The 20,947-nt window shown below is 59.2% G+C and carries 24 protein-coding genes and 1 pseudogene; 18 read left to right on the forward strand and 7 right to left on the reverse strand.

All coding sequences use genetic code 11. The features are described 5' to 3' along the window. Window positions 1–64 precede the first annotated feature (64 nt). The 8 genes and pseudogenes from J3485_RS26420 to J3485_RS26455 all read left to right on the forward strand — a co-directional run bounded on the left by J3485_RS26420 (window position 65) and on the right by J3485_RS26455 (window position 5,981). Complete coding sequence (locus tag J3485_RS26420) at window positions 65–1,189, forward strand: mandelate racemase/muconate lactonizing enzyme family protein (protein WP_206957253.1); 1,125 nt, start codon at window positions 65–67, stop codon at window positions 1,187–1,189. A 111-nt stretch (window positions 1,190–1,300) separates the two neighbouring features. Continuing rightward, complete coding sequence (locus tag J3485_RS26425; protein ID WP_206957254.1) at window positions 1,301–1,606, forward strand: panthothenate synthetase; 306 nt, start codon at window positions 1,301–1,303, stop codon at window positions 1,604–1,606. A gap of 136 nt (window positions 1,607–1,742) precedes the next feature. Next, on the forward strand, window positions 1,743–2,192 hold the full coding sequence (locus tag J3485_RS26430) for a GNAT family N-acetyltransferase (RefSeq protein ID WP_206957255.1): 450 nt from the start codon (window positions 1,743–1,745) through the stop codon (window positions 2,190–2,192). Between the two features lie 5 nt (window positions 2,193–2,197). Beyond that, complete coding sequence (locus J3485_RS26435; protein ID WP_206957256.1) at window positions 2,198–2,815, forward strand: FMN-dependent NADH-azoreductase; 618 nt, start codon at window positions 2,198–2,200, stop codon at window positions 2,813–2,815. A 361-nt stretch (window positions 2,816–3,176) separates the two neighbouring features. After that, complete coding sequence (locus J3485_RS26440) at window positions 3,177–3,707, forward strand: hypothetical protein (RefSeq protein WP_206957257.1); 531 nt, start codon at window positions 3,177–3,179, stop codon at window positions 3,705–3,707. A gap of 108 nt (window positions 3,708–3,815) precedes the next feature. Then, a pseudogene (locus J3485_RS29350) lies at window positions 3,816–4,151 on the forward strand (LysR family transcriptional regulator); the annotation flags it as partial. A gap of 135 nt (window positions 4,152–4,286) precedes the next feature. Then, complete coding sequence (locus J3485_RS26450; RefSeq protein ID WP_206957258.1) at window positions 4,287–4,760, forward strand: RidA family protein; 474 nt, start codon at window positions 4,287–4,289, stop codon at window positions 4,758–4,760. 24 nt (window positions 4,761–4,784) lie between these two features. Next, window positions 4,785–5,981 (forward strand): aminotransferase class V-fold PLP-dependent enzyme, encoded by a 1,197-nt coding sequence (locus tag J3485_RS26455; RefSeq protein ID WP_206957259.1) that lies wholly within the window; start codon window positions 4,785–4,787, stop codon window positions 5,979–5,981. An 18-nt stretch (window positions 5,982–5,999) separates the two neighbouring features. Here the strand turns inward: J3485_RS26455 and J3485_RS26460 are convergent, their stop codons facing one another. The 4 genes from J3485_RS26460 to J3485_RS26475 form a co-directional block, all read right to left on the reverse strand. Next, window positions 6,000–6,713, reverse strand: coding sequence for an RNA polymerase sigma factor (locus J3485_RS26460; protein WP_374192465.1), 714 nt, complete (start codon window positions 6,711–6,713; stop codon window positions 6,000–6,002). After that, window positions 6,710–7,042: a cupredoxin domain-containing protein gene (locus tag J3485_RS26465; RefSeq protein WP_206957260.1), complete on the reverse strand. Its 333-nt coding sequence runs from the start codon at window positions 7,040–7,042 to the stop codon at window positions 6,710–6,712. The genes J3485_RS26460 and J3485_RS26465 overlap by 4 nt, the downstream gene beginning before the upstream one ends. Beyond that, the gene (locus J3485_RS26470; RefSeq protein WP_206957261.1) at window positions 7,039–7,569 is read right to left on the reverse strand and encodes a DUF4142 domain-containing protein; all 531 of its coding nucleotides are present in this window, start codon (window positions 7,567–7,569) and stop codon (window positions 7,039–7,041) included. Before J3485_RS26470 ends, J3485_RS26465 begins: the two co-directional genes overlap by 4 nt. Window positions 7,570–7,641: 72 nt before the next feature. Then, complete coding sequence (locus J3485_RS26475; protein ID WP_206957262.1) at window positions 7,642–8,598, reverse strand: LysR family transcriptional regulator; 957 nt, start codon at window positions 8,596–8,598, stop codon at window positions 7,642–7,644. 126 nt (window positions 8,599–8,724) lie between these two features. On the opposite strand from J3485_RS26475, the gene J3485_RS26480 reads away from it, so the two are divergent. The 9 genes from J3485_RS26480 to J3485_RS26520 all read left to right on the forward strand — a co-directional run bounded on the left by J3485_RS26480 (window position 8,725) and on the right by J3485_RS26520 (window position 17,539). Next, window positions 8,725–9,498, forward strand: coding sequence for an SDR family NAD(P)-dependent oxidoreductase (locus tag J3485_RS26480; RefSeq protein WP_242538939.1), 774 nt, complete (start codon window positions 8,725–8,727; stop codon window positions 9,496–9,498). 18 nt (window positions 9,499–9,516) lie between these two features. Beyond that, entirely contained in the window at window positions 9,517–10,503 is a 987-nt protein-coding gene (locus J3485_RS26485; RefSeq protein ID WP_206957263.1) for an aldo/keto reductase, read from the forward strand. Window positions 10,504–10,745: 242 nt separating this feature from the next. After that, on the forward strand, window positions 10,746–11,084 hold the full coding sequence (locus tag J3485_RS26490; protein ID WP_206957264.1) for an alpha/beta fold hydrolase: 339 nt from the start codon (window positions 10,746–10,748) through the stop codon (window positions 11,082–11,084). Between the two features lie 861 nt (window positions 11,085–11,945). After that, window positions 11,946–13,124 carry a porin gene (locus J3485_RS26495; protein ID WP_206957265.1) on the forward strand — a complete coding sequence of 393 codons (1,179 nt, stop codon included), beginning with the start codon at window positions 11,946–11,948 and terminating at the stop codon, window positions 13,122–13,124. A gap of 80 nt (window positions 13,125–13,204) precedes the next feature. Continuing rightward, window positions 13,205–14,173: a LysR substrate-binding domain-containing protein gene (locus tag J3485_RS26500; protein WP_206957266.1), complete on the forward strand. Its 969-nt coding sequence runs from the start codon at window positions 13,205–13,207 to the stop codon at window positions 14,171–14,173. Window positions 14,174–14,496: 323 nt separating this feature from the next. Next, window positions 14,497–15,846 carry an MFS transporter gene (locus tag J3485_RS26505; RefSeq protein ID WP_206957267.1) on the forward strand — a complete coding sequence of 450 codons (1,350 nt, stop codon included), beginning with the start codon at window positions 14,497–14,499 and terminating at the stop codon, window positions 15,844–15,846. Window positions 15,847–15,897: 51 nt separating this feature from the next. Beyond that, window positions 15,898–16,890: a LysR substrate-binding domain-containing protein gene (locus tag J3485_RS26510; RefSeq protein ID WP_206957268.1), complete on the forward strand. Its 993-nt coding sequence runs from the start codon at window positions 15,898–15,900 to the stop codon at window positions 16,888–16,890. 83 nt (window positions 16,891–16,973) lie between these two features. Then, on the forward strand, window positions 16,974–17,171 hold the full coding sequence (locus tag J3485_RS26515) for a type II toxin-antitoxin system VapB family antitoxin (RefSeq protein ID WP_206957269.1): 198 nt from the start codon (window positions 16,974–16,976) through the stop codon (window positions 17,169–17,171). After that, window positions 17,168–17,539: a type II toxin-antitoxin system VapC family toxin gene (locus tag J3485_RS26520; RefSeq protein ID WP_206957270.1), complete on the forward strand. Its 372-nt coding sequence runs from the start codon at window positions 17,168–17,170 to the stop codon at window positions 17,537–17,539. The genes J3485_RS26515 and J3485_RS26520 overlap by 4 nt, the downstream gene beginning before the upstream one ends. Window positions 17,540–17,550: 11 nt before the next feature. On the opposite strand, the gene J3485_RS26525 is transcribed toward J3485_RS26520, so the two are convergent. The 3 genes from J3485_RS26525 to J3485_RS26535 all read right to left on the reverse strand — a co-directional run bounded on the left by J3485_RS26525 (window position 17,551) and on the right by J3485_RS26535 (window position 19,929). Then, window positions 17,551–18,231 carry a YceH family protein gene (locus tag J3485_RS26525; RefSeq protein ID WP_206957271.1) on the reverse strand — a complete coding sequence of 227 codons (681 nt, stop codon included), beginning with the start codon at window positions 18,229–18,231 and terminating at the stop codon, window positions 17,551–17,553. A 90-nt stretch (window positions 18,232–18,321) separates the two neighbouring features. After that, window positions 18,322–19,323 (reverse strand): tellurite resistance/C4-dicarboxylate transporter family protein, encoded by a 1,002-nt coding sequence (locus tag J3485_RS26530; protein ID WP_206957273.1) that lies wholly within the window; start codon window positions 19,321–19,323, stop codon window positions 18,322–18,324. A 180-nt stretch (window positions 19,324–19,503) separates the two neighbouring features. Continuing rightward, the gene (locus J3485_RS26535) at window positions 19,504–19,929 is read right to left on the reverse strand and encodes a VOC family protein (RefSeq protein WP_206957274.1); all 426 of its coding nucleotides are present in this window, start codon (window positions 19,927–19,929) and stop codon (window positions 19,504–19,506) included. A gap of 133 nt (window positions 19,930–20,062) precedes the next feature. On the opposite strand from J3485_RS26535, the gene J3485_RS26540 reads away from it, so the two are divergent. Further along, the gene (locus tag J3485_RS26540; RefSeq protein ID WP_206957276.1) at window positions 20,063–20,938 is read left to right on the forward strand and encodes a LysR family transcriptional regulator; all 876 of its coding nucleotides are present in this window, start codon (window positions 20,063–20,065) and stop codon (window positions 20,936–20,938) included. Window positions 20,939–20,947 lie beyond the last annotated feature (9 nt).

Raw genomic sequence — 20,947 nt, forward strand, 5'->3', positions numbered from 1 at the left:
TCAGACTTCACCCGGCCCGCTCGTACACGACACGCGAGCGGCATTCAACGAGGAGGAGTCAGTCATGCCGAGAATCGAATCAGTTTCAGTCTGCGCCGTCGGCGTACCGCTCGACAAAGTCACGTCGTTCGCCACACGCACGGTTTCCACTCGCCACTACGGGCTCGTCAAAGTGCGTTCGAGCGACGGCGTGGAAGGTATTGGATTTTGCTACGTGGGCAGCAGCGGCGACGAGTTGCTTCGCGTGGCGGTCGAACAGTTGTTGGCACCCGTGCTCGTCGGCCAGGATTCGTATGCGGTAGAGGGCCTGTGGCAGGCGATGTATCAGGAAGCGTTGTTGCAGGGGCGGGCCGGCACTGTCATGCGCGCCATCAGCATTCTCGACACAGCGCTGTGGGATTTGAACGCGCGCACGCATCAAGTTCCGCTCCACAAATATCTAGGCGCGGCAGAGTTGGAAAGCGTTCCCGCCTATGCGAGCGGCGGGTACTACCTGGAAGGCAAAACGCCAGCGATGCTCGGCGAGGAAATGGCGCGCTATGTGGAAATGGGGTTCAAGGCCGTGAAGATGAAAGGCGGCCGCCTCTCGCCGCGCGAGGAAGAGGCGCGCGTGCGGGCAGCACGCGAAGCGATCGGGCCCGACGTCGAACTCATGATCGACATCAACAACGGTTGGACCGATGCGACGGAAGCGCTTCAGCACGTGAAACGTATCGAGCAATACGACCCCTACTTCATCGAGGAGCCGTTCTCGCCCGACGACATCGCCAACCACGCGCGGCTAGCAAAGCTCACGCGCGTACCCATCGCAACGGGCGAAATCGGCTACGGCCGGTGGTATCACCGCGAACTTCTCGAACGAGGCGGCGCGGCCATTCTGCAGACTGATGCCCTGGTATGTGGCGGTATCAGCGAATGGCGGCGCATTGCGGCCACTGCGGCGAGTCACGGTGTGGTGATGTGCCCTCACTGGTTCCACGACGTGCATGCGCCGCTCGTGGCGGCCACGACGAACGCACGCTATGTCGAGTACTTCTGGGACGATCAAGTACTGAACTTCCGCCGGCTCATCGACCACCAACTCACTCATCGCGATGGGCGCATCGTGCTGCACCAAACGCCGGGACTCGGCTTCGACTTCGACGAGGCGGCCGTAGGGCGATACGGCACCTGGACCGTCGTGAAGTGAGGCTGGGCCGCGCCAATACATTGGGGTGTTACCGAGCCCACTAAAGCAACATGGAAGGTCTCGTATGCTAGAGGAGTTTTTCACGGCCCCACTCGAGCAAGGAGAACGACCATGCGCATGCTTCTGAACGTACGAATTCCCCATGAGCCATTCAATGCCTTCGTGCGCGGCGGCACCATCGAGGAAGTGATAGCGAAGATACTCGAAGAGATGAAACCGGAAGCCGCCTATTTTACGGAGCAAAGTGGCGGACGCGGGGCCATCCTCGTCATCAACCTCGATGATCCGTCGCAGATTCCCGCATTTGCCGAGCCGTGGTTTCTCACGTTCAACGCCGACTGCGAGTTTCGCGTTGTGATGGGACCGGAAGACCTGCAGAAAGCCGGGTTGGCGATGATCGGGGCGAAGTGGAAATAGTAAGCGCTGCATGCCGCAGAGCCGACCCCTTCCAATCCCGCACACACGGGATGGCCTAGTCCGATATGCACATCTTGGCTCTTCTGACTAGGCCATGGCGGCGCTATCGTGCATACCATCTCAAGCGGAGAAACGTATGGCCGATTCGCTCACTTTCGATCATTTGGACACGCCCGCGTCGTTTGCCGCGGCCTTCGAAATCATGAAACAATTGCGCCCGCATTTGACGGACGTCAACGCATTCGTTGCACAGTTGGCGCATCAGCATACCGAGGGGTATCGCCTGCTGGCGGCACGTGATGGGACGGAGGTTGTCGGCCTCGCGGGCTATCGAGCGCAAACCAATCTCTTGCGCGGCAAATTTATTTATGTCGACGATCTCGTCGTCAACGCCGATCTGCAACGCGGCGGAGTAGGTGCTCAACTACTCGAGGCCGTGCGCGACGTTGCGCGCAATTCCGGTTGCGCGCACCTTGTTCTTGATACCGGGCTAAACAACGCGTTCGCACAGCGGTTCTATTTCCGTCAAGGGCTGCTCGCAACAGGGATGCACTTCGCCGAGCCGCTCACCCTCGTCACAGAGTGAAATTAATGAGAATCTTATCGATCAATGCCAGCCCACATGGCAGTGCCAGCCACGGACACAGCCTCGTACGCGAAGTCGAGCAACGTTTGAGTAAGAACGCGTCGTCTAGTGTCGAGGTCATTTCCCGAGATCTAACGGCCGATCCCCTGCCGCCCGTATCGATCGAATATGCGCGGGCGATCACGTCGCGCACGCCGGACCCAGCCATGTTCGAAACCTCGGAACGATTGATCGCCGAGCTCGAATCCACGGATGTTCTTGTTATCAATACGCCGATCCACAACTTCACGGTGCCGGCGGCATTGAAATTGTGGATTGATCATGTGCTGCGCATTCACCGCACGTTCAGATCGACGCCGGAGGGAAAGGTCGGTCTCATGAGGGACCGCCCGACAATCGTGATCGTGGGGTCCGGCGGCTTTCACTTTGGCGAACATGCAAGTCAACCCGATTTCCTGACGCCCTACCTCCGTTACGCGCTCGGCTCTATCGGAATCACGACCGTACAGTTCCTGCCGCTACAGGGGCTCGTTAGGGGTGAAGACGCGGTGAAGCACGCATTGGATGGCGCTCGCGCTGAACTCGAAGCGCATTCGCTTTTTTCTTCCGTTAAGCCGTCCTAGCCGCGACGGCAGCCGGGGGAGCGCTCTCCCCCGGTCCTCTGGTGTCGTCGAGACACTACACCCGCATTTTCGCAAGCGAAACAGCCACACCCGCATCTTTGGCGTTCGCAAAACCCATTACTAGCCCGCGAGACATCGTCGGTCACGGCGTTGTGGCGATCGGCATCAAATCGGTGCATTATTGCAACCGCTCGGCGAGTGGGATAGCAAGCGTCTATCCGATTAGGTGGTTCCTCAATGCCTACGTCGATGCTCTGTCCGGCGATCGATCTAGGCGAAGCGCCGTGAAAAATGAGCTCAACGTATTGCGGTAGCCACAGGCAGCGGTAAGTGCAATCCTCAAACAAGAAAGGCTAAGCATATGGACCGACTGGGGCCGTTCAATGAAGCGCATCAAAAGGTTCTTGCCGATGCGAAGCGCTCACTGGATACGATCCGTCGTCTTTCGTCACTCCCCTGCGAGTCGACCGAGGCGAGCATCGACGTTTTGCGACGGCTACGACAAGAAACGTACGAGGACCTCAACCAAATTCAGCACGAGCACCTCATCATCCGGGCTGCGGAGTGGCTCTCCGCGTCGAGTGCTGCCTCCAACGAAGTCGCTTGGTTTTGGAATCCTCGGCAAACCGGAGATAGTTCTGAACCCGATCTTCGAGGAATGCTTTCAGGGCGAGTCGAAGTGTCCGCCGAGGTGACGACTTCGGAGCGTCCTGTAGGAACGATTGATACCCGAATGCAGCAGACTCTAGCGAAACTCGCACGGATGGATGGAAAGAAGTTCTACTTCGTTCGTACGGGAGAGATGCGCCAGCGTGCGGCCACGAAGGCTGCCAAAGGCGGGTGGGCAATTGAGGTTGTTCTATTGGGTTCGGTAACATCGTTCCCGTCATGAGCCCTCGTCAAACACCATGCGTTCGTCGCGTTCAATCCCCCGCTCTTATCGCTCCGTGTCTTCGAGGCGGTCGCGCGACATCTAAGCTTCACTGACGCGGCACAAGAGCTTCATGTCACGCAAAGCGCCATCAGCCATCACATCAAAAAATTGGAAGACGATTTGGGGCGGCTCTTGTTCGATCGACGTTCCCGCGCGGTGACTCTCACTGATGCCGGAATCGCGTACTACGAAAAGATGCATGCTGCGTTCGCACTCCTGCGCCACGGCACGGATGAACTTCGCGCGCCACCGGGAGCGGCAGGCACCCTGACCGTCGGGCTGTTAGCTTCATTTGGCACGCGCTGCCCGAAGCGGCACTCGACGATCCGGAAATCGGATGGTGGCTCGTCACGCCACGCGGCCCACGCAGCGAGGCCACCACGGCGTTCTGCGACTGGCTGACAGACCTTGCGAGCAAAGACTCATTCAACGTGACGGATTAGTTTTGCTAATGCAAGGGCGACAAGAATTGATTGGCCATCAGGCGCGCGAATCGATAGGATTGTCGTTTCTCAAACTCGATCCAAAGCGATGCAGATGAGTCAATCAATTTCCGCGCGTGTAGCCGAACTCGGCCTGAGCCTTGGTACGCCGACATCGCCCGCGGCGAACTACGTCTCGTTCGTCAAGGAGGGGAACCTCGTCCACATATCCGGCCAGGTTGCGCGCAAAGACGGGCAGGTGGCGTACGCCGGCCGCCTCGGGGCCGAACTGACTGAAGACGATGGCATCGAGGCGGCTCGCCTTTGCGCCCTGAACGTTCTATCGCAGATTGCGGCTGTCACGGACGATCGGATCGATCGCGTGGCACGCGTTTTGAAACTGGGTGTTTTCGTGGCTAGCGCGCCGGGGTTCACGAAACAAAGTGCGATCGCCGACGGGGCATCCAATCTAATGGTTCAAATATTCGGCGATGCCGGACGGCACGCACGCAGTGCTGTGGGCGTGGCGATGCTCCCTGCTGGGTCGGCAGTGGAAGTAGACGCTGTGATCGCCCTGCGCGACTTCTAACCGCGATCTTCATTGGGAAATACCATGTCCGCGCCTTTCACTCGCATGGACGTCGAAGCGTTGCGCGCTCAAACGCCGGGTACACACGGCACCGTCCATTTCAATCACGCTAGCGCATCGCTTCCCTCCTCCGCCACGCTGCGCGCAATCACCGATCATCTGGAACGCGAGGCCACGCACGGCCCGATGGAAGCCGGCGCAGCCGCAGCCGACGAGGCCGATCAAGCACGTACTCTTGCGGCCGCGCTACTCAATGCCCAGCCTGACGAGATCGCGCTGACCGGCGGAACTTCCCAGGGATGGGGGACTGCATTTGCGGCCATGGGAGAGTGGCGTGCCGGCGAAAGGATTCTCGTCGGACGGCACGAATGGGGCGGCAATCTTGCTGCGATGTATTTGGCGGCGCGGCGCAACGGGGTATCAATCGACGTTATCCCATCTGACGTAAGCGGCGCCGTCGATCCCGAGGCACTGGCTGCCATGTTGGACGAGCGAGTGCGGTTGATCGCACTGACTTGGTTACCGGCAAACGGCGGCCTCATCAACCCTGCCGAAGCGATCGGGAAGGTAGCTCGGCGCCATCGCATACCGTACTTCATCGATGCCGCCCAAGCAGTCGGTCAATTGCCGGTTGACGTCGCGCGGATCGGTTGCGACGTATTGAGCACGGCATGCAGGAAGGCGCTGCGCGGCCCGAGAGGAACGGGACTGCTTTACGTGCGACGCGATTTCCTGCATCGGCTGACGCCACCTTTGGTCGATCGATATTCCGCACCTATCGATGCACATGGAGCGCCGATTCTTCGCGAGGACGCAGGTCGCTTCGAGTCGGCCGAAACATCCGTGGCACTACGCTGCGGCCTCGCCAACGCGCTCCGCGAAGCATTGACGATTGGCGTCCCCGACATACGAGCGCGGATCGACCATCTCGCCACGAGGCTGCGCGAGCAGTTGTCCGAGATCCCATCCGTCACACTGTTGGACGATGGCGTGGAGCGGTCCGGGCTCGTCGCCTTCAATGCGGCCGGTCGCGACGCGCATCGGCTTCAAAGCGAGTTGGCGACGCGAGGTATATCGATTGGCGTCAGCGGCGTTCCTTATACCCCGCTTGATATGCAGGCTCGCAAACTCAATCAGGTGGCGCGAGCGTCAGTGAGTTATTTGAACGACGAATCGGAGATCAATCACCTCGTGGATACGCTACGGGCTTTGATGCGCTGACCGGGACTCTCGACCTCACTATGGCTGTCGCAGCCGCGCGAGTACGGCTGCGACGATGCGATCGCAATGCTTGCCGCCAAATTCGAACAACTCCGGCCCGAGCCGCTCGAGTTCTTCGGCCAACGATTCACGCAGCATTTGCCTTGCCCTGAAATGGCGACTGCGTACCGTGGCCTCGGGAATATTCACGCTCTGCGCAGTTTCTTCGATGCTCATCTCCTCGACTGATCTCAGCACGAACACCGTACGAAAATCCACGGGCAACGCGTCGAGCTTGCGTTCGAGCAGCGCGCGGATTTCCGTGCGGGAGGCTGCGTGATCAGGAGCGCAGTCATCGTGGGCGTGGGTCAGGTCCATATGAATAGACATTTGCTCGTCGTCTGGACAATCCGGCAGTGTCGGCATCGCATTCTGGCGGCGAGCCTCACGACGCATCTTGCCGAAACATTCGTTGAGCACGAGACGCGAGAGCCACGTTGCGAGCGCCGCATCGCCGCGGAACTGCGCGAGCGCCCTGAAGGCTTTCAGATACGCCTCCTGCAAAGCATCTTCCGCGTCGGCGTCATTGCGCAGCGTGGCGCGGGCAAGCCGATAGAGGCGCCGATTATGGCGGCGCATCAGCAATTCGAAAGCCGACAGATCGCCTTCCACGATGCGACGCACAATGTCCCCATCGCCATCCGTCAACTCGCCTGCGTGCACATGGGCCATTGCCGCCCCTGGTTCTGTCATGGTGTCGGCTCGACGATCAGTGTGCCATGCATCGTCGGATGAAACAGGCACTGGTAGGGATAACGCCCGGACCTGCTCGCGACGTATCGCCATGAAGCTTCGGGCGCGATGCTGCCCGAATCGAAGCCCTTTGCGTTGGTGCTCGCCGTATGGGCCACGAGATCCTTGTTGACCCAAACGACGCTATCCCCGCGATGCACGATCACGGTAGGAGGGGCGAAGTGCATTTGCTCGATTGTCACGATGTAGGTGCTCGCATACGCCGGCTCGGCACCGGTCACACACAGGATTGCACTCACGCCCAGCAAGATACGACGCAACCGGCTCATTGCGCTTTCGCCAACGACGCCTGCACGTGCTTCGCATGATCCAGGTGGGCGACGAACGCCGGCCTGACTTTGACGAGCAGCGCCTTCAGTTCGGCGTTTTGCGCGCTCGGGATCAGCGTCTTGTCGAGCGCATCGATGACCTGTTCGTGATAAGTGACTTCGTGATCAATATACGCTCGATCGAACTGCGCGCCATGCAGCGATTTTAGATTCGCGATGTTGGCCTCACCTTCCTGCGTGAGGCTGTCGCTGGTCGGATTCGCTTCGGGCGTGACACCGAGCTTGTGCACGAGAGCGACGGCCGCTTGGTTGACGCTTGTATGATCCGCAACCATGCGTTGCGCGAACATTTTCACGTCCTTCGATTTCGTTTTCGATTCGGCAAGCTTGCCGGCGTCGATATCTGTCTGATTCGCTGCAACGACAATCGCGGCTATCTGAGGATCAGTCGGGCCGGAACCCTGAGCCCAGACGATGCCGCTTGTCAACGCGAGTGCGGCGGCCAACAACCAGCGAAGGGTTTTCATGTGAGTTTCCTCGATGAGTGGATGGTCTGCCGTTCATGATGAATGTCTGGCGCATTCTCGGCATCCGATGACTTAGATGTCGCGAGCCGGAAGGCTGTTCCCAATCCTCGTCCCCGCGAGCTTGGGAAGCGACTGCTGTTCCCGAATGACGTTGATCAACGTGAGAAGAGCCGGGTGATTGTAGCGACGACTGCTGTAGTAAATATGAAACGGATCCTCCACATACGTGTTCTTCTTCAGCACGATCTGCAGTTCTCCCCGTGCCAGTTCGTCAGCGATCCGTGCTTCGAGTAAGTACGCAATTCCCAACCCTGCCTTGCACGCGCTGATCGTGGTCGCCGTGTCGTTGATCGTAAGCATGCCGGGGACTCCCAGACGGCGCGGCGCTCCCCCGTCATTGATTTCCCACCGGTAGCTCGAATTGTCGCCAAGCAAGAGTTGCAGGCAATTGTGCTTCGCCAACTCATCGGGCCGGCGAGGTATGCCATGTCGCTCCAGATAAGCGGGAGAGGCAGCCATTACCCACCGCTGTGGGCCCGTCAGCGGCACCGCCACCATATCTTCCGGAACGTAGTGACCATATCGAATGCCCGCGTCGTAACCCTCTGCCACGATGTCGATTGGTCTGTTTTCGACGACGACGGTAAGCCGCACTTCAGGACACCTGCGCACAAACTCGGGTAGCGCGGGCGCAACGAGTAAATGAGCCGCATCGGCGAAAACGTTCAGCCGGATCTCCCCGAACCGCGCTGTGCCGGGCGCCTCGAATGTCTCGAGTGCGGAGCCGATCTGATTGAAGCCGTCTTCCAACCGCGCGGCCAAGTCTCGTCCAACAGCGGTTGCGGAAACGGCCCTGCTCGTTCTGTTCAACAGCTTTGCGCCGAGACGATCTTCCAGTCGACGCATTGCGTGGCTGACGGCCGATGGCGTTTGCCCCAATTCAATCGCCGCAAGCCGGAAGCTTCGACACCTCACGATCGTAAGGAATGACTTTAGGTCGGCGAAGTCGATTCGGTCCGTTTTTACCATGATGAATACAGTTCATCCACTCAGTGAATTCCATTCATTCTATCCCGTGCAATCATTCATACCCGGCCGATGTGAGCCGACGCGTGCTGCGCTGGGCCCACGGCCTGACCTTTCTTGGGGAAATCCATGCCGAGTTTCGAGCACATGCGGATTCGCGATCTGAACGGCACCAAGGTTCTCGTCACCGGCGGTTCCACCGGAATCGGAGCGGCGGTCGTTCGCGCATTTGCCGCACAGGGCGCGCAGGTGGTTGCCCACTACAACCAGAGCGAGGCAGCCGCGCAAGCGCTGCGTGCTGAATCACCCGAGCGGATTCGGCTCATTCAGGGCGATCTGAGCGAACCCGGCAGTGCAACACGTGTGGTGGAGGTCGCGGCGGAAATGCTCGGTGGGCTCGACGGGCTTATCAACAATGCCGGGAGCATGTTGGGGCGGATCGGAACGACGGAGATGCCCGAAGGCCATTTCGATGAGGTCGTGAACCTCAACGTCCGTTCGGTCTGGGACGCAACCTTGGCTGCCTACCCACTTCTGAAGAAAGCCAAGGGCTACATCATCAACACGTCGTCCATCGCTGCCCGGACCGGCGGCGGTGCAGGCGCGGTGCTGTATGCGGCCACGAAAAGCTTTGTCAGCAGCTTGACGCGCGGCCAGGCAAAAGAATTCGTCGGCGACGGAATTCGCGTCAACGCCGTAGCACCGGGACTGATCCGGACACCGTTCCACGACAAATACACGCCACCCGATGTCTTTGCATCGCAGACAGCTTCGATACCCATGGGGAGAGAGGGTTTGCCGGAGGAATGCGTCGGCGCGTTCCTTTTCTTGGCCTCTCCCGCACTGTCCGGGTACATCACCGGCCAGGTGATCGAAGTGAACGGCGGGCAACTCATGCCTTGAAAGAGGAAAGGAAAGAAGATGAATCAACGGCCATTTGGGCAGACAGGAAAAGTAGTTTCAGAAATCGGGTTCGGTGCCTGGGCGATTGGAGGCTCGTGGGGCGACGTTTCAGAGAGCGATGCGAAGGCGGCGCTGCACGCAGCGCTTGATAGCGGCACGACCTTTATCGACACGGCCGATGTATACGGCGACGGACGCTCTGAGCGGATCATCGCGGCCGTGCTCAAGGAACGGGGCGGGCCGCGGCCGTTCATCGCGACCAAAGCAGGCCGTCGCCTCCATCCTCATTTGGCGCAGGGCTATACCGCGGCCAATCTGAATGCGTTTGTCGACCGCTCCCTCGAGAATCTCGATACCGACTGTCTCGACCTGGTGCAACTCCATTGTCCGCCGACGGAGGTCTACTATCGACCGGACGTTTTCGACGCCATGGATGGCATGGTTGCGTCGGGGAAGATCCGGAATTATGGAGTGTCGGTGGAGAAAGCCGAGGAAGGTCTCAAGGCAATCGAATACCCGGGTGTCAAGTCGGTGCAAGTGATTTACAACATCTTCAGGCAGCGGCCGGCCGATCTTTTCATGCGCGAAGCGCAAGCCAGAGGAATCGCCGTCATTGTCCGCGTGCCGCTTGCATCGGGCGTGCTAACCGGGAAGATGACCGGCGACACAACATTTGCAACCGATGACCATCGCCATTTCAATCGTGACGGCCAAGCTTTCGACAAGGGAGAGACGTTTGCCGGAGTCCCCTATGACGTGGCGCTCGAAGCGGTCGACGAGATCCGCCCTTTTGTCCCGAAGGACGTCACCATGGCGCAGTTTGCACTGCGCTGGATTTTGATGAATCACGGGGTCACCACTGTCATCCCGGGTGCTAAGAATCCGGAGCAAGCCAAAGCAAATTGTGCGGCGAGCGAACTGCCGCCTCTGACAGAGGCCGCGATGACTGCGCTGCGCACGCTGTATCTGGAGAAGATAGCGCCCTTTGTGCATCATCAATGGTGAAGCCGGTATGCCTGGTCAGCCGAAATGCGTGCCCGCCGGAATTGCTATTTCCGGCGTCAATTCGTCTGCGGTTCAGCGCGACTAAGTACTTTATGCGCGCGATCAATGACGGGGCGATCAATCATCCGACCGTCGATCATGATGGCGCGTGAGTTTCGCGTGGCTTCTAATACTCGCTTCGCCCAGGCGATTTCCAGCTCGGCCGGTGCGAAGGCCTGACGAGCCGGTGCCGGTTGGGAAGGATGGACGCAAAGTTTGCCGAATGCAATCCGGCAAAGATGGCCGCACGCCGCAATCTGCTCGACCAGGTCTACCTCCCGGTACAAAAAGAAACGTCACGGCCGTTTCCAGCAACGTTCGTCCTTCTCGTTTCGTTGGACGCAATCACTTGTCCCGTGCTGATTATTGGCTCCGTCAACGACAAGCTTGTGCGGCTCGATGATCTTCATGAGATGAACAACCGCTTCCGGGATAGCAGACTGAAAGTGCTCAAAGGACCCGGTCACATGATTCCACTTGAAGCGCCAAAAGAACTGGGAAACGAGATCAACTCCTTCTATCGAGCCAGAGGGTTTCTTTAGGTCCTATCACGTTCGCGGCCCACGAAGGCAGAGTCGCTGCATCCGGGCTGACTCGATCGATTCATGATTCGCCCCTCACCGGTTATCAGCGAAGCGGGGCTGGGTCACGATACAGCAACGAAGGCAGGCCGGATGCGGCCGCCAATTCCCTTTCTCACTCTCTCAGCGGCCGCCGAACCGTTGCTTCGCGGCGTCGGTCACGGGCGTGTACATGCCTACGAGCGTCCCTTCGGGGTCACGGAACTGAGCCGCGCGGTTACCCCAAGGCATCATCTTCGGCTCGTGCACCACCGGCACTTCATCTTTGAGCCTCGCGAAAGATCGTCAAGCGGGTTATCCGCTGAACAGGAAAATGGCCGCTCGTGACAGGAAGCTCTGGACTACGAGCGGCTCACGCGGGTCGCTATACGCGTCAGAAGGGGAACGAAGAGCTACAAAACGGTTAACGTCGTTAAATTTATATTCAATAGACGACGTAGGTGCCGGGTGATACGCTGACCCTCATTGAGATTTCGATTGCAGCACTTCGATAGTTCACGAAAAACTGCCAATGAGACACATTAAGATAAATACTTAGTACTCCAAAAGTTTATTTGTATTTGCACAATCAAAGCAGACTTGCGAGTATTCTATTTATTTGACCCATATCACTTTACTTCACTGCACCATCTGATCAGCTTTAATCGGTCGCCTTCCTTCAAAGCATGCAACAACGTCTGTTTCTGCGGCCCTCATAGGTCAGCAACTTAAATGCGGCCGCAGGCCCACGCGCGGACGTCATTGTTTGGATACGTTGGCCGTAGCTTTTGATTGTGTTCGTCCAATGTCTAACTTTCGTCTGATCTATATCAGATTCTTAGTGTGCCGCCACGCCACGGCTGCGCGGCCTCAACGTACTTCATCGTTCTTTCAACAACTGAACTCGACCAAAAGGGAGGAAAGAGACTAGCCGCTATTAATGGAGGAGGCCGACCCCGTGAGATGAATATCACAGGGCAAATAACATCGAATAAAGAAGGTGGAGCTATGTTTTTTAAAGCAATCGCGGCGGCTACGCTTGCGTCCGTCGCCTGCGCCGCGCAGGCGCAATCGTTTGTGACATTGGATGGAAGTCTCGACAGTGGCGCGCGCTACACCAACAACGGCCACGGTGCGGCGATCACGATGAGCACGAACGGCTGGTATATGTCGAATCGTCTCGATTTCCGTGGACAGGAAGATCTGGGCGCGGGGTGGACGACCGGCTTCACGCTCGAATCCGGCCTCAACTCGGGTACCGGGGCGCTCGACAACACGACGGGGATTCTCTTCAACCGCTTGTCGTACCTGAAAGTGGGCAGCCCGTACGGGACGTTATTCCTCGGTCACCAGTACAGCATCGCGCACGATATTGCCCGCGACATCGACCCGATGTATCTCGCGTATCCGACTCTCGTTGCCGCCGCGCCTTCGAACTCGGGTTATCACTTCGACGATGGCGCGAAGTATGTCGGCGACTACGGCCCGCTCCAAGTCCGGCTGGAAAACGCATTGGGTGGGGTAGCGGGCAACTTCGCCGACGGCTCCGCTCGCGGCATCGGTCTGCAGTACAAACAAGGCTTCATCAGCGCGGGCAGCGGGTATATCCACCGGCGCATCCTGATCGGAGCAACCTATGATTCCGACGATTTCTACATCGCGGGCGCGCGCATGCATTTCGGCCCGGTGATGCTGGGCGGCGGATTCATGGACGAAAACCTGAGCAGCACCGGCGCGTCCGCCGCCGTGCGCACCGTAAACTATTGGGCAGGCGCGACATACGATGTCGATCCGTTCTTGCAAATCGGCTTTCAGGCATATGAAACGAGCCTTCCCAACACGAACGGCAACCGCGACCAGGCTCTGTTCAGCGCAACCTATCGGCTATCGAAGCGCACGTTCCTCTATGCCGAGTCGGACTATGTCCGTTTCCGCGGATCTTACGTGACCAACACGACATTGAATCCGCAGAAGGCACAACGCCAGATCGGCGCGACCGTCGGCATCAACCATACCTTCTGATCTTCCAACGAATAGATGGGCCAGCCACGGGATGGGTACGAATCACGCCTTCCCTTGGCGATCCAGACGAGGTTTTCCGCATGACGAAAGAACGCTCCGGACATGTGATGGATCACCTGAACCGGTACATGACGACCAACATGAACGCACGGCATTTGCGCTTGCTGGTTGCGATAGAAGATTCGCGCAACCTGACACAAGTGGCGTCGAGCCTGTTTGTCACTGTGCCGGCCGTGTCGAAGACACTCAGTGAAATCGAGCGCACGGCCGGCGTCCGGATATTCGAGCGTACCTCGCATGGATTGCGGCCCACCATCTATGGCGAATGTTTCGTTCGCCACGCGCGTGCGGTTCTGACCGAACTGAACCAGACCGCGACCGACATCAAGGCGCTGAAATCAGGCAACGCCGGCCGAGTGCGTGTCGGCATCACGCGCACGTTCACCTCGACGATCATGCCCAAAGCGCTCGCGCTGTTGAAGCAGGGCTCGCCTCATGTCGGCGTGTCGATCTATGAAGGACGCATGACGACATTGCTGGAACAATTGCTGCGCGGCGAAGTCGATCTGATCGTCGGCCGCCTGCCGAACAAGTCCGATCGTGCGGGATTACAGGAGAAGGTGCTATTGGACCTGCCGATCAAGCTCGTGACGGGGCGCCATCATCCGCTAGCTACGCAAGAAAAACTCGCATGGTCCGATCTCGAGGGATTTCCATGGATTCTCCCGCCCGCCGAATCGTTGATGCGGCAGTCGCTTGAAAACACGTTCGCCTACTACGGCCTGCCGCTGCCGCAAAACTACATTGAAACGCGCTCGTCGCACCTGATCCGCGCGTACATCCAACTCAACGATGCCATTGCGCCGCTGACGGTCGACGCGTCGAAGAAATTCGGCTCCCTCGATCCTGTTCACGTCCTGCCGCTCGATCTGCGCTGCATGCGGCGGCCACTCGGCGTCGTCTGGCGAACCGAAAAGCAACTCGAGCCGGGTGCGCTGCTGCTCTTGCGCAGCCTGGAAAGCAGCGTGTCGGGCGATGAGATCGACTGACCGGTGTCACACGATTTCCGCGCCGACACGGCAGCCCTCGACAACCACGCACCTTCCTGGATTAACCGGTTGGTTAACGCGTTAATCATTAATTTCAACCTCGTGGCCGATGGATTGCGCGATGATCGTCATCGAGCGACGCGGGGAGCGTTGCCTGAAATCAGCCGGGACCGAGATCCGGTAGCAGAACGATTACGCATTCCGTGCCGCGCACGCTTGCGGCAGATAGGCAGATTGGGACCACTTCCTTGCCCAAGTGCGCGTTGCCGCTTGCAACCGCCATGCACCGCCTTCCACAACTGCTAGAGACATCCGGGAACCCCATGAAGTTTGGCTGGTACACAGAACTGACGCCGGTAGAACGGCGCACCTATTGGGCCTGCTTCGGCGGCTTCACGCTCGACTCGCTCGATTCCACGATGTATGCGTTGCTCGCGCCGCTACTGATCGCCGTCGTCGGCATCAGCCGCCCCGAAATCGGCGTACTCGCAACTGCCGGCTTGATCGGCAACGCGATCGGCGGTTGGACCGCCGGCATCGTTGCGGACAGATTCGGCAGGGTACCCGTGCTGAAGTTCACCATCTTGTGGGTCGCGGCGTTCAGCCTGCTCGCTGCGTTCGCATCGGGCTTTCATGAACTGATGGTGATTCGTGCTTTGCAAGGCCTGGGTTATGGCGGCGAAGCGGCGGTCGGCGGCGTGCTGATCAGCGAAGTGGTGCGTCCCGAACTTCGCGGACGAGTCGCATCGTCGGTGCAGGCCGGTTTTGCGGTCGGCTATGCGTTAGCGACCGCGTTGATGCCGATCGTGTTCAATCTGTTCCCCGAAACGATCGGCTGGCGCGTTATGTTCGCGATAGGCGTCATACCCGCGCTGCTCGTGCTGATGATCCGAAAGACGGTTCCGGAAAGCAGGATCTTCGAAGCCGAGGCGAAAGCGCGGCGGAACGGCGGCGCGAAAAATCCGTTCTGGCAAATTTTCCAGCCGGCGCATCGGCGCGGCACTCTGTTGGGCTTGATGCTGGCGAGCGGTGTCGTCGGCGGCGCCTTCGCGATGAGCGCGTGGCTGCCGGCCTATCTGCGCATCGATCTTCATCTGGCCGTCGCGTCGGCGGCAGGATATCTCGCGATCAGCATTGCCGGATCGTTGACTGGCCCATTCGCGAGTGGCCTGCTTAGCGACAAGATCGGGCGTCGCGCGAATTTCGTCGTGCTGGTGTTGTGCCAGGCCGCGGTGGTTAGTGTGTTCCTTTTCTTTCCGGTCAGCCCGACCGCCACACTCGCGCTGATCTTTCTTCACGGCATGCTGCAAAGCGGTTTGGCGGCAGCGTTGCTGCCGACGTTCGCCGAATTGTTTGCCACTCATATCCGCGCGAATGGAGCGGGATTTTGCATCACGGGCGGCCGTGGGTTTGCCTCGATCGCGCCCGCTGCGGTCGGCTTGATGTCGGCGACGATGCCGCTAGGTCGGGCAATGGGCATCAGCACGCTAACGGCGTTCGCCGTCGCGCTGGTGGCGGCGATCTTCATGCCCGAGCGTTCCGGCGCGGATCTCGAACAAGACGACCATCCCGAACGATCGGACGAGATGAAGGCGAATCACGTCGAGGCTGCCAGGATCGACGCTGTCTGTCGCGATGATCAGTCGGAAAATCGGATAAGCCGAATCGCGTGAAGATGGCGGAGGTGATTCGCGGCAAGCGCACATCAACGATGCGGAGCAAGCGTGGGGCAACTGGACTGGTATCTGACCGTCAATCTGAAGGTGCGGCACTTGCGCCTGCTGATTGCCGTATACGATTTCCGCAATCTACGGCAGGTTGCGTCCAATTCCTATATCTCGGTGCCGGCGGTATCGAAGGCGCTTGCCGACATCGAGCGAGCACTGGACGTCAAGCTGTTCGAGCGCACTGCGAATGGGCTTCGGCCTACTGCTTACGGCGAGAGCGTGGTCCGGCATGCGCGGTCCGTACTGAGCACACTCAACCAGACCGCCGAAGAGATAAGAGCACTGCGAACTGGCAGCACGGGCAAAGTGTACGTGGGCACCTCGCCCATCATCGTGTCTACCATCTTGCCGAAGGCGCTGACGCTGCTCAAGCAGGACTCGCCGCTTATCAACGTGGAAATTCGAGAGAACGAGATGCGCTCGCTGGTGCGAGACCTGCAGCGAGGCGATCTGGATATCATCGTGGGCCGACTGCCGAACAAGGCGGACACTGTCGGTCTGCGCGAGCAGGTGCTTACCGCGCCGCAAACCAAACTTGTGACAGGGCCGCACCATCCGCTCGCGGGTAGACCGACAGTAGAATGGTCGGACCTCAAGGACTTTCCGTGGGTGCTTCCGCCTCAAGGCTCCTTATTGCGTGAACCCATCGAAAACGCGTTCGCTCGTCACGGCCTCGCCATGCCGGCGAATTACGTTGAAACCTTGTCGAACCACCTGATTCGGGCCTATCTCCAGTTCAACGACGCAATCGCGCTGCATACGGGTGACGTGCTCTGTCCCTATGCCGACGTCGGCGCGATCAACATTTTGCCGATCGATCTGGATCTCGTGACGCGCCCCCTTGGCGCGCTGTGGCGGGAGGACAAGCCGCTCGCCTCGAGCCCCATGTCGTTGTTGCATTGTCTGGAACAGATTTGCTCCACCACCACTGGGATCGAGAAAGAAACCATAAACCCTACGACGAGCCGTGAATCGGCCCGCGCGAGATAGGACGGCATGCACTGATTTAGGCATCATTTGATGCTATAATCCGTGCCTATCATCGGCTTGACTCTGAACGGAAGGAAGCAACGATGCGCACCACGATCGCGCTTGATGACGATTTGCTCGCCAAGGCCCAAGCCTATACGGGTGTGGAAGAAAAATCGGCGCTCGTGCGGGAGGCCCTCACGGCGTTGATCCAGCGTGAAGCCGCCAAACGGCTCGCCAATCTCGGCGGAAGCCAGCCGGGCGTCGAGGCAGCACCGCGCCGCAGACAGGGCGTCAAATGATCCTGGTCGATACGTCTATCTGGATCGATCACATCAATGCTTCGGATCCGGTGCTGGTCCGCCTGCTTACCGACGGACGAGTACTCGTTCATCCGTACGTGATCGCCGAGATCGCGCTGCGCAGCCTGCGCAATCGCGCAGTCGTACTTGGCGCCTTGCGGGATCTACCCGACGCCCCCGTTGCCACGCCTGAAGAAACGCTGTTCTTCATTGAGCGGGAGAAATTGTTCAACCGTGGCATCGGCTATGTCGATACATCCCTGTTGGCCTCGGCGCGATTGCAACCCGGGATTGAGATTTGGACGAGGGACAAGCGGCTGGGAAAGGCCGCCGAAGAATTAGGGCTAACCGCGGGATTGTTGCATTAGCAGGGCCACCCTCAGCCCTCCCCCTCACGATCAATAGCAATCCCCAATTCAAGCGCCATCCGTTCGACAAGCGCACGCAACTGCGTCACCTCACTCGCCAAGCGCTTTTGCTCGGCTCTCAACATCTCGACCTCGCCGGACGAAATCGATCCTTCAGCGGATTCACGCGCTGCGGCGATTTCATCAATGCTCACCTCGCCGCACATCAAATGCATCCAGCGATTTCCCCGTTCGCCTGGGGCGCAAGGCAGCTTCACGGCGAGCGGCGGCGTGCGCGCCGCGAGTTCGTCGAGAAACGCCTCGACGGATGAGTTATCCGCAAAACCATGTAGACGCGCGGCATTCAAACGCAATTCGGCAGCAGTCTGCGGACCGCGAAGCAGCATGATCGTCAGTAGCGCAGCCGATTGACTCGGAATACCAAGCACGCGATTCATGTTGTGCTCGAAGCGCGTAACGCGGCTGCTGCTCGCCTCCATGACGAGGCTCAGACGTTTCAAACCATCGATCGCGGTTTGGACTTCGGGCTCAATGGCACTCATCACCGGAAAGCGGGCGGTCTTCTGGTTGCAGCCGGCGGTTAAAGCATTCAGCGAAAGCGGATACGTATCCGGCACCGTATGCTGCTTTTCGACCAGCACGCCAAGGACACGGGCTTCGAGCGGGGTGAGGTCGCGCAGGGGTTGGGTCATGGGGCAGCTACAAGCGATGAAATGGATCGATATGATAAGCCCGGCACGGATAAAGCGCCCTTCGTTGCTCGCATCACGTGTGGCTGTCCTTCATGCCTTTCCCCTTCCACTGAAAATCGCCGCCAACACACGCACCGTCACACGCACCGCGCCGATGAACGCAAGCACCCATGCGGCGAACGCGATCAGTATCGCCACACGTGGCACGCCATCCAAATAAGCGGCAGGTGCAGCCACCGCATAAACGTGCGTCGCCACGGCATACATACCAATCGGAAAAACAACGGACCATTCGGCAACGGAATAACGAATCGGATCGCGCGCGACCACATGCTTGGCGACGAACAGGATCGCCAACTGCGGAATCCAGAACGTTGCCATGGCCCAGAACGCAGTGGTCAGCGTAAACAGCACAGGGCGCAGATCATGTGCGAACAAGGTCGTCGTTTGCGCGAGCAGCAGCAGACGGCTTCCCGCCAATGCAGCGATGGCCATTGCACCCATCGTGATCCACCACGGCTCGGTCAAGTCGTGCGGCGTCATCGGCACGAAGCACCAACGGTAGAAGATCAGCGTGATCATCATCAGATAGAGGAGCCCGCCGAGCAGCCACAGGCCCAAGGCCAGATGAGCGAAAGGGATAGGATCGGTTGCGGTCCCGGCGACTGCGACGGCGAGAATCGCGCATGCTTCAGTCGCAACGACGAGCAGCAGCCACGTGCCGTCAAGGCCCGTCTGCAAGTTGGGCTTGCGCTGGCTGATCGTCATGGCGGTCATAAACGCATAGATCAACAAGAACCAGAGCACGAGCGACGCGACGAGCAGACATAGCGACACGGCCGGCGACATGTCGTATGCGGAGCTTTGGCTGCCGAGCACGGCCGTGGCCGCAATCAATGTCAGGAATCCGGGGCCACGCTGGTGGTCGGGGAAGTCGACGCGTACCGCGTGCGCGTAGCGGACCAGCCGGCACAGTGTGATGATCCAAAGGAGCGGGTACACGCCTACATTGATCGCGAGCAGCACCCATCCGATCTTCGGATAGCCAAGCAGGCGCGCCGCGATCGACACGATACCGGTGGCCATCACCATGACGAAGGCGCCCGGCGGGAAGGTTTCCAGCCATGATGCCGCGGTGCGTTTGATATTTCCCCCGTTTTGGCCGCCGCTCGGTAGGTGCCATAAGGTTGAGACGCTTCAAATATAGCGCTTCGCGAGGGTGTCCGCGCGTTGGCGATCTCAGGCATCCAGCGATGGTTGTGCTCTTCGCACCTACTTCGCGAACAGCATGTCGAGGTTGGCGAACGATTTGAATTCGAGTGCGTTGCCGCTCGGGTCCAAGAAAAACATCGTGGCTTGTTCGCCCGGCTCACCCTTGAAGCGAATGTACGGTTCGATCACGAACTGCACACCGGCTGCCTTGAGTTTCTCGGCGAGTGCAGTCCATTGCGGCATCGTCAGGATCGCGCCGAAATGACGGACGGGCACGCCATGTCCGTCGACGGCATTGGTCGTGCTGACGCCCGTTTCACCCGGCGCGAGATGCGCGACGATCTGGTGACCATAGAGATTGAAGTCGACCCAGTCGGGCGCGCTGCGGCCTTCAGGGCAGCCAAGCAAGTCGCCATAGAACGCGCGCGCCGCTTCGATGCTATGGACCGGAAACGCAATATGGAACGGCAGGATGGGAGTATTCATGGTGATGGAGCTTCCAGAAGTTGAAGAAAGCGGTGCTTTATCGAGCGTCTGAGCAACATCTTATGCATAATCACACCGAATGAATAGCGACAGATTTCCAGTCTCAGCACCCATTTTTTCGATCAATCGAACCATGCTCAGAGAGCTCAAAACATTCCTCGCTGTCGTGCGCCACGGTACGTTTGCGCGCGCCGGCGCGCAGATTGGATTGACGCAATCGGCAGTCAGTGCGCAGATCCAGCGTTTGGAAGACGAACTCGGCTTCGCCTTATTCGACCGTACCGGCCGCTCCGCCAGCCTCAACGCAGCGGGCAAGCGTACCGTCGAAGTCGCGCAAGAATTGCTCGGGGTGTACGCGCGCTTGGCCACGCAGGGCGCAGTGAGCGAGAACGCGGGGCTCTTGCGGGTAGGTGCGATCGCGTCGGTACAGAGTTCGCTGCTCGTTGGTGCGATTCAACAGTTTCGTGCCGCGTTACCGGGTTGGCGGATACGCGTGTCGCCGGGCGTGTCGCTCAATCTACTCGCGCAGGTAGACTCGGGAGAGTTCGATCTCGCGGTGATCATCAAGCCGCCATTCGCGTTGCCGCGGGAATTGAAATGGCACTTGCTCGTTAGCGAACCGTTCGTGTTGTTGGTACCGCGCAAACTTGCGAAGGAATCGTGGCGGGTGCTGCTCGCTCGCGAACCGCTGATTCGCTACGACCGCAATTCATTCGGCGGACGGCTCGTGGACCGCTTTCTCAAACGCATGCGGATCAATGTGAACGATGTCGTCGAGTTGGACGAACTGCAGGGCATCGTTGGGCTGGTGGCTGCGGGGGTGGGCGTCGCGATCCTGCCGCAGGCGGCGACGCTGCATATTCCCTCGGGTGTGCGTGAGATTACGTTCGGCAATGACACGTTTTATCGAGAGGTTGGGATCGTGGAGCGAGCGGCGGCGGATAAGCAGGGGGCGGCTAATAATTTTGTTGCGTACTTACGGGCGATGGGGGCTAGCGGGAAAGCGTAAATTGCACAG

It is taken from the genome of Trinickia acidisoli (assembly GCF_017315725.1).
In the GTDB taxonomy this organism is placed as follows: domain Bacteria; phylum Pseudomonadota; class Gammaproteobacteria; order Burkholderiales; family Burkholderiaceae; genus Trinickia; species Trinickia acidisoli.